The sequence below is a fragment of the Haladaptatus sp. T7 genome, assembly GCF_026008575.1.
GTDB lineage: Archaea > Halobacteriota > Halobacteria > Halobacteriales > Haladaptataceae > Haladaptatus > Haladaptatus paucihalophilus.
Genome location: NZ_BROP01000001.1, coordinates 296,831 through 310,635 on the forward strand (window position 1 = coordinate 296,831; position 13,805 = coordinate 310,635).

Genomic DNA, 13,805 nt, shown 5'->3' on the forward strand with positions numbered 1-13,805 from the left:
TTCGAGGGGTTTTTGCCGTCGCTCGACAGGAACCGCGTATGGTCGTGGGAAAACTCAAGGGAATCTTACGTCTCGGAAAGCGAGGATTTCTCGCAATCGTACTCGTCGTCGCGCTCGTCGGCGCAGGCGTGCTGTACGGCGTTCTCGGCGTACCGAGCGTCGTCGGGTTAGACAACGAGTTCGGAACAGTAACAAATCAGACGACTGGAATCGAAACCGCGCTCGTGGTGAACAATCCGAATCCCATCGCCATCAGCGCGGGCAACACGTCGGTGAACTACACCGTCGATATGAACGACGTGACGATGGCGAACGGGAGCAGGTCGAACCTCGGGCTCGACCGCGGCAACACGACGCTTCGGTTCTCCACGCGGATGCGAAACGACAAAATCCCAGAGTGGTGGGTGTCGCACATCCGCAACGGCGAGCAAACCACGCTCCGGCTTCAGTCGACGGTTCACTCTTCGCTGGTCGGGCGGTCGGTGCGCGTGCCCTACAGCCAGCAGATAGAGACGGACATCATCGGCGAGTTCAATTCCTCGGAAACGCGACCCGTGAACGCGAACGCGCCGCTCGTCTCCGACCCGGTGCTCTACGTGAACGAAACGAGCGCGAACTGGGGTGCCGTGACGCGCGAGACGACGCCGATTCGGATGCGGATGCGGGTGTACAACCCCAAGACGGTGACGTACACGATCAGCGAAATCGGCTACGACATGACGATGAACGGCATCGCCGTCGGGAACGGAACGACCGACCGGCCGTACGCGATTCCCGGCAAGTCCGAGGAGACGATTCGGATGAAAACCGTCATCCGGAACGAACACCTCGACGACTGGTGGGTCAGTCACCTCCGAAACGGACAGCAGACGGACCTGAAAATCTCGTTTTACGCCAACATCGAGCTGCCGAGCGGCAAGACGGTTCGCGTCCCGCTCCGCCAACTCACCTACGAGAAACGGATACAGACCCACATCTTCGAGAACGACTCGGCCGAGGGCACGCTCCAAGCGAACGGAACGGCGGGCGGTAACTCGATGAAAACGACCGCCAGCGGAACGACGGCGACGACAGCGACGGAGACCACGGAGGGCGACGGAACCGCGGCCGGTACGGATGGAACCACGACGACCGTCACGACCGAATCCGCGGCGACCGACGCGACGACCACCACAACCGCGACGACGGACGACGGCGGTTTGCTCGGCGACCTCCGCACCATCGCGCCCCGTTACGACTGACGTAGAATTCACCACCACCGATAGAGTTTTTATTCCGGCGGGAGCAGATGGGTGTATGACACGGAGTACTCACTCTCCTGGTCGAGTTCTTCTCCCGTAATGAGAATACCGTAACCGCAACGCGGGACGGTGAATCGATTCGAGTGGACATCGATGGCGAAACCTTCGAGCTATCGCGCGAAACTGCTACCGACCTGCAGGACGCGGTAGGCGACGCGCTGACCGAGCGCCGCGAGTTCTTCCGCACGGCAGGGACGTTCCGCGAAGACGGCAGCTACGAGGTTTCCCGCCGCGGTGCCGACTCCGCAGGGAACGCCAAGGTGTTCCAAACGTTCGACGCGATGGCGCGGTTGTTCGACCGGCTCCCCGCGCAGTTCACCGCGGAGGACGTCGGCAGAACCGGAATCACGGGGTCGCGCCGCCACCTGCTCATTCGACACTTCGGGGAACACCCCGATTTCCCGTGTCGGATATCCTCACGAAACCCGCTGACCGCGGAAAAGGAGGACGAGGTGGCCGTCGCTACCGGAACGACGGAGGTCGGCGCCGACTGAGGTGCCGACGCGGAACGCATCGAACGGTGTGAAAAAGTCAAAAACGGGCGCGAAGTCGGTCGAAAATCGGCCGCGTCTACGGCGTTACGCGGTCGGGGTCGCGCGGGAAGAGGATGGCTTCTTTGATGTTGTCCAGCTCGCCGACCTTCTGGACGAGTCGGTCGATACCGAGACCGTAGCCGCCGTGGGGCGGAATGCCGAACCGGAAGGCCTCCAGGTAGAAGTGGAAGTTCTCGGGGTCCGCACCCTGGTCTTCCATGTACTCGCTCATCGTCTCGATATCGTGTTCACGCTGACCGCCCGAGGAGAGTTCCTGGCCCTTGTAGATGAGGTCGAACTTCCGCGAGGCGATGTCGTCGCCCGGCACGTCCTGTTTGTAGTAGAACTTCTCGTCCGGGTAGCCGACGACGAAGAAGGCGGGGTGGCCCTGCTCCTCGAAGTACTCGCCGAGCAGTTTCTCGCCCTTCGTGTCGAGGTCGGTTTCGTCCTCCGGCACGTGGTCGAACTCCGTGGCGAGGATGTCGCGGGCCTCCTCGAACGTGACGCGCGGGAACGGGTCGGTCGGGACCGCGAGGTCGACGCCGAGCGTCTCCAGTTCGTCCGTCGCGTTCTCGCTCACGCGTTCGAGCGTGTGGCGAAGCGACTCCTCCTGAACGTCCATCACGTCGTGATGGTCGTCGATGTACGCCAACTCGACGTCGAACATCGAGATTTCGGAGACGTGCCGGGAGGTGGCGAACGCTTCCGCGCGGAACGCCGTCCCGGTTTCGTAGATTTTGTCGAATCCGGCCGCCATGAGCATCTGCTTGTACAACTGGGGACTTTGGGAGAGGAACACTTCCTCGCCGTAGTAGACGACGGGGAACAGTTCCGCGCCGCCCTCCGCACCCTCTTGCGAGAGCAGGGGCGTATCGACGTTACGGAATCCCTCGCCGTCGAACCACTCCTCCATCGCGTTGACGAGCTTCGAGCGGAGCGAGAAGACCGCGTACGCCTCCGGCTTCCGGAGGTCGATGCTCCGGTTGTCGAGCCGCGTCGAGAGGTCCGACTCGATGTCCTTCGCCACTTCCATCGGCAGCGGCGATTCGGCCTGGTTGATGACCTCGAGTTCGGACGGCATGAGTTCGACGCCGCCCGGCGCTTGGTCGCTCGCTTTCACCGAGCCGGTAATTCGAACGACGTCCTCCTTCCCGAGGTCGTTCGCCGCCTCGAAGAGGTCCTCGTCGTTCCCTTCCTTGAACACGACCTGCGTCTGCCCTTCCCGGTCGCGGACGATGACGAAGGAGAGTCCACCGAGGTCTCGAATGTCGTGGACGTGTCCCGCAATGGATACCGTCTCGCCGTCCTGTTCCGCCGTGATGTCGTCAGAATACGTTCGCTCTATCATTGTCTCGACTACGCTTCGTATCGTGTTCCCACCGAGTCAGTCGCGGCTATTGATTCTTCCGACTACGGGCCGCAAATCGGTGGAATAATCGGGATAATCCGGGTGGCTCGACTCAGTTGATGGTCGTGTGCTCGCTCTCCTCGTTGAGCGCCAGATTCGCCGCGATTTCCGCGTTCCGCATGGCGTACTGGGCGGTGTGCTGGAGGCTGACGAGCACGTCCCGGACTTCGAGCAGGTCGTCGTTCGACATCTCGGGGAGGTCCGAGAGGATGTCCGACTCCCGGTCGCCGAGTTCGTGGAACTTGTGCCTGACTTCGAGCGTCATGTCGTAGTCGCGCTCGACGCTCGCCTTCACGGCCAGCGCGGTCATCTCGTCCACCTGGTCCGTGAACTCCCGGATGCGGCGCATCGTCGAGCTATCGACTTCGAGCGTGTGTCCCTCCGATTCGAGGACGATATCCGCGATGTCCTCCGCGTTGTCCGCCGTGAGTTCGAGATTCTTCGCTATCGAGCGGTAGCCGATGAGCGGGAAACCGCTGTCCAACCCGATGGCGCGGGCGATGGAGGGGTTCTCGTGTGCCGTGAAGATGAGACGCAAGAGGAGGACGAATATCTTGTTCGCCTGCCGCTCCCGGTTGAGCGCCCGTTGGGCGAGGTCGGGGTTGCCGTGGGCGAGCGCCTTTACGGCCTCGCCGCGCATGGTGCTGCCCGTGTTCTCCAACCGCTCCAGCAGGTTGTCCAAGTCGAAATCCTCGGGGTCCACGGAGCACCGGATGGCGATGCTTTCCGGCGTCTCCTCGATGACGCCCAACCCCATCAACTGCGTCTCCGCGTTGTAAACGGCGTTGATGTGGCTGCTTTCGAGCGTGTCCTCGCTCACGACGTGGATGACGCGCCGCCCAAGGACGTACTGGGCGACGATGGCGCGTTCGACCGCATCAGCGTCCAGTTGCTCGGTGTGAATCGTCGCCTCCGACTCCTCGTCGTGGGCCGACTCGGGCAGGACGGTGAGCGTCCCCTTCCCGCTGATGCGAAGGGACACTTCGTCGCCCTTCTCGACCCCGTGTTGCTGTGCCCACTCCGCCGGAAGGGTCATCGCCAACGTCGATGGACCCAGCCGCTGTACCTTTCGTGTTTCCATATCCTTGTATCCGCGTAGAAAGCCTTAAACTTCACCGTATGTCACTAAATGCCTCACGATAGTTTCAACATTCGTCGTTCGAACCGCCCGACGCGCACCTTCCACCAACCGCGCAAGGACTCGTCGACCGCCTCGTCGCCCGTATCCGCCCGAAGGACGCCGATGCCGTCCAGTTTCGTCTTCGAGGCGACGATTTCGACGTCCGACCGCCGAATCACGGCCGGTGAAATCTGGTGATTTCCGCGTCCGAAGACGAACCCTTGCCCGCCGATGGGCGAGACGACGATGACGTTCTCGTCGCCGAGCGCGGCGAGGAGTTCCTCCTCGTTGGCGTCGCGGGCGACGACCTCCCCGTCGCGCCACACGTCCACGCCGAGCGGCGACCCGTCGAATCCCAACTCGGATTTGATGGCTCCGACGGTGCTTCCCGGCCCGAGGACGTAGGTGACGCCCGGTTGCACGTCGTCCGCGACCCCGGCCGCGAGGCTCTCGACGGTTCCGCCCCCGAGTTGCTTTCCCGACTGGAGCGACTCGGCCACCGGAACGCTGGCGACGGCTTTCAGTTCGGCCCGCACCTCGCCCGCCCGGTAGGCCTCCTCGTCGATGTCGTTCACCTCGCGCTCCTCCGTGCGGTCGAACGACGCCGCGACCCGTCCCGCCGCCTTCGGCGTCACCGCGAACACCGAGGAGTAGATTTTCACCCCGGCGGGGACGCCGAGCATCGGCGCGTCGGCCTCGACCTCGGCCAGCGTCTCGGCCACGTCCACGGCGGTTCCGTCCCCGCCGACGAACAGAACGAGGTCCACGCCGTCCGCGACCAGTCGGCGAACCGCCTCGCGGGTGTCCGCCGCGCTCGTTTCCTCCTCGCCGGGTTCGCCGACGATTTCGGGGTCGAACCCGGCCGCCAGCGCTTCCTCGGCCCCCATCTCGCCAGCGTAGGTCAGCAGTTCGGAGTCCGGCGCGCGGTCGTACAGCGCCGACAGAGCGGCAACGGCCCTGTCGGGAGCGCGTCGCTCCGCTCCGCGCTCCCGCGCCTCCGCGACCTTTCCGTCGGTTCCCTTCAGGCCGACTCGTCCCCCCATGCCAGCGATTGGGTTGACGACCACGCCGATTCGCATATGGCTGGGGCTTGGGCACCCCGAAGGAAAGGCGTATGGGTACCGACAGTCGGACCCCGGACTCGTTTCGTCGCGGGATGTCCTCCATTCGCCGTCCCCGTCCATCCGCGTCACTACGGCCTCCTCGCCAGTCGAACGGATGCGCCAGCGCGCTTCGCGCGAGGCGGGAGCGACGCGAACGGCGAGCGCATCCCCGCGCTGGCGGGGAGGAGTGGGGACACCGGCGGTACGGGTGTGGGTGCGGTGCGGGATGCTCGCCGCCAGCCGTCCCCCGAGAAACGCTACGACGAGACGGCAAGGCGAGGCGACGAGACGGCGAAAAGAAAAGCCGCCGCGAGAGAAACAGACGCGAGGAAACTGCCGATTATCGACGGGCGACCGGACTGCTCCGAAATCGGGCTAACAGGAGCAGTAGTAGTCGCTGGTTCCGAACTCGGTCTTCACGAGCCGATAGGCGGGACCGACGTCGCTGGGTCGATACACGCCGGTCGTCAGGTCGTCCGAATCCTCGAACCCGCCGGAGAGCAACGATTCCCACTGCCCCGCGGACAGCACGTCCGAGAACCCGGCCTCGCTCGACAGGAGTTTCAGATAGTCGGCGAGATAGACCCACGTCGCGTCGTGCGTCTCGTCGGATTCGAACGTCTCACCGACCGCTTCGGCGTAGGCGGCCCCCGGCAGGTCGGCACCGGCCTGCACGGGCAGCGAAATCCACTTCCACGGACGGGTGTTGACGTCGAGAAGGACGTACTCCTCGCGGTCCCGGTCGTAGACGAACTCCGACTCGCTGATGCCATAATAGCCAGTCTCGTCCAGCACCTTCAGCGCGCGGTCCTCGATTTCGGGCTGGTCGGTCGCTCGAACCAGACACGAGGTGCCGAACGCTCGCGGGTAGCGAACGCGGGCGTTGCCGACGAACGTCACCGGGTCGCCGGACCGGGGGACGTAGGAGGCGAGTGAGCAGTCGCGTCCAGCCGCGATGTTCACCTTCTCCTGTGCCATGACGCGAATTCCGGCGTCGTCGGCCATCGCGGTCACGTCGGCCAACTCCTCCCGGTCTGCAACCTCGATGACGTTGGTGCCGACGGCCTCCTCGAACTCGCGTTTGCGGGCGGGTTTGACCACCAGCGGGAAACCGAGGGCGTCGGCCGCGTCCTCCGGGTCCGTCTCCGAGAGGCGGTAGGTCTCGGGGTACGGGACGCCCAGCTCCTCGGCTTTCGCGTAGAGCGACTCCTTGTCGAGAACGGCGTCGATGGTCTCCCGACCGGCGAACGGCAGGCGGACGCCCTCGGGTTCCGTCCCGGCGAATGCGTGGACCCATTCGTCCATGCACGGGAACGCGACGGGTTCGTGGTCTAATTCGGCGGCGAGCGCTTCCACGTCCTCGCGGAACCCCGCCGCATCGTCGAGCGGAAACGTCACCCGTCCGGCGAAGTCCACGGCGTCGGAGGGCGGTGCGACGCCCAGGCCGTCCCGGTCGATGGCGATGACGGGTACGTCGTGGGCGGAGAGCGCGCGAGCCACGCTCAATCCGGTGACGTGTGCGTTGCAGACTATCGCCGGTGGTTTGTCGAACGTCGTCTCGGCGAGCGCGCGCCGAAGCCCCTCGAAGGAACGGAATTCGTCGGCCATGGGTTCGATTTTCGGAGGGGTGCCTAAAGGCTGTTCGACCGGGTGAAAGCCGCCGGTATCTCGGGTGCAGAAACGGAGACAAGAACGAAGAGGAGAGAATTGAGAAGGAGGGAATTGAGAACCGAATCGAAAATCGGGGTCGCTCGCCGATCGAGTTCGGCTTACTCCTCGTCCACCACGAGTCGAATCGGGTAGTCGGTGAAGTTCTCGTAGCCGTCCTCCGTGACGACGGCGATGTCCTCGATGCGGACGCCGCCGACTTCGGGGTCGTACAGGCCGGGTTCGATGGTGACGACGTGGCCGGGTTCCAATTCGCCGCCGCTGGGGCTGAGTCGGGGGTCCTCGTGGACGTCCAGACCGACGCCGTGACCCGTGCTGTGGATGAATCCCGTCTCCGCGTTCGGGTTGCTCCGGAGCGTGTCGTAGCCCGCCGCCTCGTACACGTCGCACACGGCGGCGTGCACGTCCTCGCCCGTCGCGCCGGGTTCGAGGGCGTCGAAGGCCGCGTCGAACGCCTCGTGCGTGAGTTCGTAGCGTTCGCGTATCTCCTCGGACGGTTCGCCGCGGACGAAGGTCCGGGTCATGTCGGCGTGGTACTTCGAGGTCTTGTCGCGCGGGAAGATGTCGATGATGATGGCTTCGTTCGCCGCGAGCGGGCCGCTGCCGCGGTCGTGCGGGTCCGCCGCCGCCGCGCCGCAAGCCACGATGGTCTCGTCAAGCGCGGCCCCGTGGCGGAGGAGCGTCACCTCTATCTCCTCTTTCACGCGCTCGCTGGTCAGCGGTTCGCCCTCGTAGTAGAGCAGGCCGTCCTCTATCGTCGCCGCCGCGAGCAGGTCCTCGGCGGCGCGCATGGACGCCTCGTTCGCTTTCTGGGCGACGCGGACGTGTTCTATCTCCTCGTCCGTCTTCGTCGCCCGAATGCCCACGAGGACCGAGGAGTCGTCGGGGCGAACGGTCACGCCTGCCTCGCGCAGTCCGTCCGCGGTTCCGACGGGGAACCGGGCGGGGACTGCCACCGACTCGACGCCGTGGTCGGCGAGGAACTCGGCGATAATGTGGTTCTTCGCCGCCTCCGGTCCGTGTTCGGCGATCTTCTCGTAGTAGTCGTACTCCGACAGTCGGGAGACGGTTTCGGCGTTGCTCTCCTTTTTCGCCCGACCGTACTCCAGACTGGAGACGAGGAGGTGGACGCCATCGGCGTACAGCGTCGTGAAGGCGTCCGGCGCGTCGAAACCCGAGAGATACAACTGGTCCGAATCCGTCGAATCGGCGTCGATGAGGAAGCCGTCCACACCCATCGAGTCGAGGGCAGAATCCAATTCCGAGAGGTCCTGTGCCATGTCGTTCGACACAGAGGCGACGACCAAAACGATGTCGGAGCGCGAACGTGTTCCCGGCAACATCGCCCGGGAACCACCCGCGGACTGCCGAACGGTTCGAGCAATACCGGATGTCTTCCCGTCGGCGGTCTCGGAACCCACCGCCAGTTTCCGCCGAAATCCACATCCTCCTTCACGACGAACTACCACTCATCATGGGAGGGTATTTGGTCGCGCTCGACGGTTCGCCGTCGAGCACGGACGCACTGAACTACGCGGTGGACCTCGCGGCGGACACGAACGCCTCGGTCACGGCGATTCACGTCGTCGTTCCGACGGAGGTGTTCACGGGGGGCGACGTACCGCCGACGAGTTTCGCCGAGGCGGACCGCGAACTCCTCTTGACGAGCGTCGAGGACGCGGAAACCCGCGGGCAGGAACTGCTCGACGATGCAGTAGCGAGCGCGGAGCGCGAGGGAGTCGAAATCGAAACCGGCCTGCTGTACGGCGAACCCGTCGAGCGCATCACGGAGTTCGCCGAGGACAACGACTTCGACGCCATCTTCGTCGGCCATCGGGGCGCGTCGGAGCGCTACGAAACCCTGTTCGGCAGCGTAGCGAAACAGGTCGCCGGACGCGCCACGGTTCCCGTCACCATCGTGAGGTGAGGCGACTCCGACCGTCGGGACGGCACCGACCGGCGCGATATCTTCGCTCGGCGGAATCTCTCCGACCGGCGATATTTTCCGGGGGGCGGTAGTCTGATACCCGTTCGGATAGACGGGTCGGACATGGACGTCGAAATCTCCCAGTCTGAACTCTCGGGGACGGCGCGGGCACCCCCGTCGAAGAGCTACACGCATCGTGCGATTCTCGCGGCAGGCTACTCCGGTGGCGCGCTGGTGTTCGACCCGCTCATCAGCGCCGACACGAAAGCGACGATGCGGGCCGTCGACGCCTTCGGCGGCGACGTGACCGACACCGGCGAGGCCATCGAAATCGACGGCTTCGGCGGCGAACCGACGACCCCCGGAGACGTGCTCGATTGTGCGAACAGCGGGACCACAACCCGACTCGTTTCGGGGACGGCCGCGCTCGTGGACGGCATTACCGTTCTCACGGGAGACGCGTCGCTCCGCTCGCGGCCGCAAGGACCGATGCTCTCCGCAATCGACCAACTCGGCGGACGCGGCGAAAGCACCCGCGGCAACGGGAAAGCGCCGCTCGTCCTGAAGGGACCGATTTCGGGCGGAACGGTGTCGATTCCTGGCGACGTGTCGTCACAGTACGTTTCCGCGCTGTTGATGGCGGGCGCGCTGACCGACGAGGGCGTGACCATCGACCTCGAAACGGAACTCAAGTCGGCCCCCTACGTGGACATCACGCTGGAGTTGCTGGACGACTTCGGCGTCACCGCCGAGAAACGCGACGGCGGCTACCGCGTCGATGGCGGTCAGTTCTACGAACCGAGCGACGGCGAGTACCACGTCCCCGGCGATTTCTCCTCCATCTCCTACCTCCTCGCGGCGGGCGCGGTCGCCGCCGATGACGACGAGCGCGTCCGAATCGAGGGCGCGTATCCGAGCGCACAGGGCGATACGTTCATCGTGGACGTGCTGGACCGCATGGGCGCGGACGTCGAGTGGAACCGCAACGACGGCGTGCTCACGGTTCGGCAGTCATCGCTCTCGGGCGTCACGGTCGACGTCGGCGACACGCCCGACCTCCTTCCGACCATCGCCGCGCTCGGCGCCATCGCCGACGGCGAAACGAGAATCGAAAACTGCGAACACGTCCGCTACAAGGAGACCGACCGCGTGGCCGTGATGGCGAAAGAACTCTCGAACCTCGGAGCGAGCGTCGAAGAGGAAGACGACGCGCTCACGATTTACGGCGACGAATCGAACCTCGTTGGCTCGGTCGTGGACGGGCACGGCGACCACCGAATCGTGATGGCGCTCGCGGTCGCCGGACTCGCCGCCGACGGGACGACGATGGTCGCCGACGCGGAGCACGTCGACGTGTCGTTCCCCGACTTCTTCGACGTCCTCTACGACCTCGGCGCGGGCGTACAGCGCTGAGGGTCAGTCCTTCTGGCACGTCGCGGTGACGCCGATTCCGTCCGGTCCGACGTCTATCAAAATGACGTTCGTGTCACAGCCTTCCATCTGCCAGTCCACGGTGCGCCACATGCCGTTGTCGAGTTGGACGTTCACCTCGTAGGTGTCCGCTTCGAGGATGTTTCGACGGTTCGCTATCCATCCGGGAAAGAGGTAAAAGTCGGATTTGTAGTGGTCGCCCGTTCGATTTCCGTCGATAGTCACCGTGACGACCCGCCGCTCGTCGAAGAAATTGCGAACGCGGAGGCTCACCGGTTTCGCGGCGTCGGCACCGTTATCGACTGGAAGGCGACTGACACAACCCGCGAAACTTCCTGCGAGACCGAGCAGGGCGGTGAATCGACGCCGATTCATCGCCTCCGTCTTCGCGTTCCGGCTATAAATTTTCTTTCGGCCGTCGTGGCGAAACGTTCCGCGGCCTGTAACCTCTAAATGGTAGGGTGCCAGAGGAACGGGTAATGAACGGAAACCGATTCGGACGCCTCTTTCAGGTGACGACCTACGGCGAGAGCCACGGGGAAGCCATGGGCGTCACGGTGAGCGGCTGCCCGGCGGGGCTGGAACTCACGACCGACGACGTACAGGCCGACTTGGACCGACGGAAACCCGGTCAGTCGATGATATCAACCAGTCGGGACGAACCCGACGCCGTGACCATCAACAGCGGGATTCAGGACGGTTACACCACGGGAACGCCCATCGGAATGGTCATCCAGAACAAGGACGCCCGCTCGGGAAAGTACGAACCGTTCATCACCGCGCCGCGGCCGAGCCACGGGGATTTCACCTACTCGGCGAAGTTCGGGACGCGAAACTGGGGCGGCGGCGGTCGGTCGTCCGCGCGCGAGACGGTGAACTGGGTCGCGGCGGGAGCCATCGCCAAGAAGATACTCTCGTCCGTCGGCATCGAACTGAAAGCCCACGTCAACCAAATCGGCGACGTGCGCTCCGACGACGTGAGTTTCGAGCAGATACTCGAACACAGCGAGGAGAACGAAGTCCGATGCGCCGACCCCGACGCCGCCGCCGAGATGCGCGAGCTGATAGACGACTATCAAGAGAAGGGCGACTCCATCGGCGGGTCGATATACTTCGAAGCGCGCGGCGTTCCGCGCGGGTTGGGCGCACCGCGGTTCGATTCCGTCGAGTCTCGACTCGGACAGGCGATGATGTCCATACCGGCGACCACCGCCTTCGAGTTCGGGCTCGGTCGAGAGGCACGCGAATGGGCCGGACACGACCGAAACGACGAGTGGGAGTTCGACGAGAACGACGACCCGAGACCCGTGACGAACCGTCACGGCGGCCTTCAGGGCGGCATCACCACGGGCGAACCGATTTACGGCGAGGTTACGCTCCACGCGCCGACCTCGATTCCGAAGACCCAGACGACGGTCGATTGGGAAACCGGCGAGGAGAAGGACGTGCAGGTCATCGGCCGTCACGACCCCGTGCTCCCGCCCCGCGGCGTCCCCGTGGTCGAAGCCATGCTCGCGCTGACGCTCGTGGATTTCATGTTGCTCGGCGGACGGGTCAATCCCGACCGACTGGACGACCGACCGGGTGCATACGAAACGGACTATCATCCCAGCCGCCCTGAGACGTAATTTTATATCGTTTGCGGTACATATTGCTGCTGTATCGTAGATGAACAGACCAAATGTCGACAGTGACGAAGAAAATGGAGCAAACACCCCGACGCGCGTCGCTTCCGATCCGCACGCGTACCACGTGTATTGTGACACGGCGACACCACGATTTCTGAGCGAAACCGTCATCGAATCGGTCGCGTCGATTCGAGGCGTAGACCCGACCAAAACTCGAATTCCGCTGGCTGACGTTATCGACCCCGACGCCCTCGACGCGCTCTTTACCGCCACACGTGAAGGGAAAGGCCGAAAACGGGGCCACATCACGTTCTCGATGGACGGTTTCACGGTGTTCGCACACTCGAACGGGCACGTATTGCTCCGTGAACGACCCACTGACGACGAGACGAGCGGCCACTAAGACTGTCGCATCCGTTCGACGAGCGCCATCGTGCAGTCTCACCCCCTTTTATTCACGAATAAACTTATTACGAATTGCATCGTACGAGGTGAACAGACGACGGCGAACGGCAGTACTCCGATCGTCGTATTTCGCACCGGTCATCGCGGTCGAACCGGTCGGTTCCGCCGTCAGAGATGGCTTCGGAAGCGTCCGCTGACGCGCGAGACCGTGTCGCCCTTCACCGTAAAACGATCCCCCCATCCACCGCGAACCACAGAACCGAACCAATGACACATCATCTCACCCTTTCCCCTCGGACCACGACCCTCCAGCAGCTATCGCACGCGACGAACGAGCACCGAGACCAACCGCCATGACGAACGCGAATCTCGATTTCGAGGCAGGAAGATGCATCCTCGTCACCACTCCGGCGAGCGACGACGGTCGTACGGGAGGTCACGCTCTCCCCGCCCTCCCGTACGACGAAACGAACGCGCTGGTGGCCGTGACGTGCGATAAGTCCGCCGAGTCGTTCCTCCGAACGTGGCGACGCTCCGTCGGGACGCTCCCCGACCGGGTTCGACTCGTCGAGGTTGGCGGAGCGATACCGCCCACGGAGGACGGATCATCCGCCGAACGCACCGTACAAGCGGCCGTCGAAGCCGTCCACCGACCGAACGACCTCGACGGAATTCTATCGGCGGTCGCGTCCGCGCTCGCGGCGAACGACGGGGAGACGACGGTCGTTTTCGACTCGCTCACGACCGCGTTCGAGCACGTCTCACCCCGCGAAATAATTCCCTTCTTCGATGCCGTCTCCGAGCGACTCGCGGACGCGAACGCCGTCGGGTACTTCTGTTATCACGGCGCGGCCGACGATTCGGAGATTGCTCCCCTACGAGTGTTCGCGGACGAGATGGTCGAAGTCACCGACGAGGGAGGCCGCGACGTTCGCTCGTCCGCGACGATGGTCCGAGACGGCCCCCCGCTCGACGGCATGCTCGAGGCGCTCGGTTCGAGGCGTCGGCGTGACGCGCTTCGATACCTTCTCGATACAGACGGGGCGGTCGCTATCGACGAGTTGGCAACGGCGGTCGCACGACGCGAAATCGGCGAGATGGAACCGGAATCCACCCAGCACCGCCAGTACTACTCGACGCTGTATCAGCTTCACCTCCCGAAACTCGATTCCGCGGGCCTCATCGATTACGACGAACGGGGCCACCGCGTCTCGGCGCGCGACGGCGCGCGATGGGCGGCGTCGTTTCTCGCCCTCGCCGAGGAGTAGCCCCTTTTAGGCT

At 64.2% G+C, this 13,805-nt stretch carries 13 protein-coding genes; 7 read left to right on the forward strand and 6 right to left on the reverse strand.

Going from position 1 to position 13,805, the window contains the following annotated elements; genetic code table 11:
• Nucleotides 1-38: 38 nt before the first annotated feature.
• Both OPC11_RS01720 and OPC11_RS01725 read left to right on the forward strand, forming a co-directional pair.
• Nucleotides 39-1,241 (forward strand): LEA type 2 family protein, encoded by a 1,203-nt coding sequence (locus OPC11_RS01720; RefSeq protein ID WP_007977385.1) that lies wholly within the window; start codon nucleotides 39-41, stop codon nucleotides 1,239-1,241.
• A gap of 143 nt (nucleotides 1,242-1,384) precedes the next feature.
• On the forward strand, nucleotides 1,385-1,795 hold the full coding sequence (locus tag OPC11_RS01725) for a hypothetical protein (RefSeq protein WP_007977388.1): 411 nt from the start codon (nucleotides 1,385-1,387) through the stop codon (nucleotides 1,793-1,795).
• 76 nt (nucleotides 1,796-1,871) lie between these two features.
• On the opposite strand, the gene aspS is transcribed toward OPC11_RS01725, so the two are convergent.
• From aspS to OPC11_RS01750, 5 genes are all read right to left on the reverse strand, one after another.
• Complete coding sequence (gene aspS, locus OPC11_RS01730) at nucleotides 1,872-3,182, reverse strand: aspartate--tRNA(Asn) ligase (RefSeq protein WP_264780829.1); 1,311 nt, start codon at nucleotides 3,180-3,182, stop codon at nucleotides 1,872-1,874.
• 112 nt (nucleotides 3,183-3,294) lie between these two features.
• Entirely contained in the window at nucleotides 3,295-4,323 is a 1,029-nt protein-coding gene (locus tag OPC11_RS01735; RefSeq protein ID WP_007977391.1) for a phosphate uptake regulator PhoU, read from the reverse strand.
• A 53-nt stretch (nucleotides 4,324-4,376) separates the two neighbouring features.
• Nucleotides 4,377-5,441 carry an ATP-NAD kinase family protein gene (locus tag OPC11_RS01740; protein ID WP_264780830.1) on the reverse strand — a complete coding sequence of 355 codons (1,065 nt, stop codon included), beginning with the start codon at nucleotides 5,439-5,441 and terminating at the stop codon, nucleotides 4,377-4,379.
• A 399-nt stretch (nucleotides 5,442-5,840) separates the two neighbouring features.
• Complete coding sequence (locus OPC11_RS01745; RefSeq protein WP_264780831.1) at nucleotides 5,841-7,073, reverse strand: carboxylate--amine ligase; 1,233 nt, start codon at nucleotides 7,071-7,073, stop codon at nucleotides 5,841-5,843.
• Between the two features lie 161 nt (nucleotides 7,074-7,234).
• Nucleotides 7,235-8,413, reverse strand: coding sequence for a Xaa-Pro peptidase family protein (locus tag OPC11_RS01750; protein WP_007977394.1), 1,179 nt, complete (start codon nucleotides 8,411-8,413; stop codon nucleotides 7,235-7,237).
• Nucleotides 8,414-8,523: 110 nt separating this feature from the next.
• On the opposite strand from OPC11_RS01750, the gene OPC11_RS01755 reads away from it, so the two are divergent.
• Both OPC11_RS01755 and aroA read left to right on the forward strand, forming a co-directional pair.
• Nucleotides 8,524-9,060, forward strand: a complete 537-nt coding sequence (locus tag OPC11_RS01755) for a universal stress protein (RefSeq protein WP_139136229.1) — start codon at nucleotides 8,524-8,526, stop codon at nucleotides 9,058-9,060.
• 123 nt (nucleotides 9,061-9,183) lie between these two features.
• The gene (gene aroA / locus OPC11_RS01760; protein ID WP_264780832.1) at nucleotides 9,184-10,473 is read left to right on the forward strand and encodes a 3-phosphoshikimate 1-carboxyvinyltransferase; all 1,290 of its coding nucleotides are present in this window, start codon (nucleotides 9,184-9,186) and stop codon (nucleotides 10,471-10,473) included.
• Nucleotides 10,474-10,476: 3 nt separating this feature from the next.
• Here the strand turns inward: aroA and OPC11_RS01765 are convergent, their stop codons facing one another.
• A complete protein-coding gene (locus tag OPC11_RS01765) occupies nucleotides 10,477-10,866 on the reverse strand; it encodes a hypothetical protein (protein ID WP_007977400.1) in 390 nt (129 codons plus the stop codon).
• 104 nt (nucleotides 10,867-10,970) lie between these two features.
• Here OPC11_RS01765 and aroC point away from each other — a divergent pair, with 104 nt between their 5' ends.
• The 3 genes from aroC (at nucleotide 10,971) to OPC11_RS01780 (ending at nucleotide 13,792) form a co-directional block, all read left to right on the forward strand.
• Entirely contained in the window at nucleotides 10,971-12,119 is a 1,149-nt protein-coding gene (gene aroC / locus OPC11_RS01770) for a chorismate synthase (RefSeq protein WP_007977402.1), read from the forward strand.
• A 124-nt stretch (nucleotides 12,120-12,243) separates the two neighbouring features.
• On the forward strand, nucleotides 12,244-12,522 hold the full coding sequence (locus OPC11_RS01775) for a HalOD1 output domain-containing protein (protein WP_264780833.1): 279 nt from the start codon (nucleotides 12,244-12,246) through the stop codon (nucleotides 12,520-12,522).
• 355 nt (nucleotides 12,523-12,877) lie between these two features.
• Entirely contained in the window at nucleotides 12,878-13,792 is a 915-nt protein-coding gene (locus OPC11_RS01780) for a hypothetical protein (protein ID WP_264780834.1), read from the forward strand.
• The last annotated feature ends 13 nt before the right edge of the window (nucleotides 13,793-13,805 follow it).

Bases quoted from the DNA above. Each gene is read 5' to 3' on its own strand.
- OPC11_RS01780 (WP_264780834.1), top strand. From the start codon at position 12,878: ATGACGAACGCGAATCTCGATTTCGAGGCAGGAAGATGCATCCTCGTC.
- OPC11_RS01720 (WP_007977385.1), top strand. From the start codon at position 39: ATGGTCGTGGGAAAACTCAAGGGAATCTTACGTCTCGGAAAGCGAGGA.
- aroA (WP_264780832.1), top strand. From the start codon at position 9,184: ATGGACGTCGAAATCTCCCAGTCTGAACTCTCGGGGACGGCGCGGGCA.
- aroC (WP_007977402.1), top strand. From the start codon at position 10,971: ATGAACGGAAACCGATTCGGACGCCTCTTTCAGGTGACGACCTACGGC.
- OPC11_RS01745 (WP_264780831.1), bottom strand. From the start codon at position 7,073: ATGGCCGACGAATTCCGTTCCTTCGAGGGGCTTCGGCGCGCGCTCGCC.
- aspS (WP_264780829.1), bottom strand. From the start codon at position 3,182: ATGATAGAGCGAACGTATTCTGACGACATCACGGCGGAACAGGACGGC.
- OPC11_RS01765 (WP_007977400.1), bottom strand. From the start codon at position 10,866: ATGAATCGGCGTCGATTCACCGCCCTGCTCGGTCTCGCAGGAAGTTTC.
- OPC11_RS01740 (WP_264780830.1), bottom strand. From the start codon at position 5,441: ATGCGAATCGGCGTGGTCGTCAACCCAATCGCTGGCATGGGGGGACGA.
- OPC11_RS01750 (WP_007977394.1), bottom strand. From the start codon at position 8,413: ATGGCACAGGACCTCTCGGAATTGGATTCTGCCCTCGACTCGATGGGT.
- OPC11_RS01735 (WP_007977391.1), bottom strand. From the start codon at position 4,323: ATGGAAACACGAAAGGTACAGCGGCTGGGTCCATCGACGTTGGCGATG.
- OPC11_RS01755 (WP_139136229.1), top strand. From the start codon at position 8,524: ATGTCTTCCCGTCGGCGGTCTCGGAACCCACCGCCAGTTTCCGCCGAA.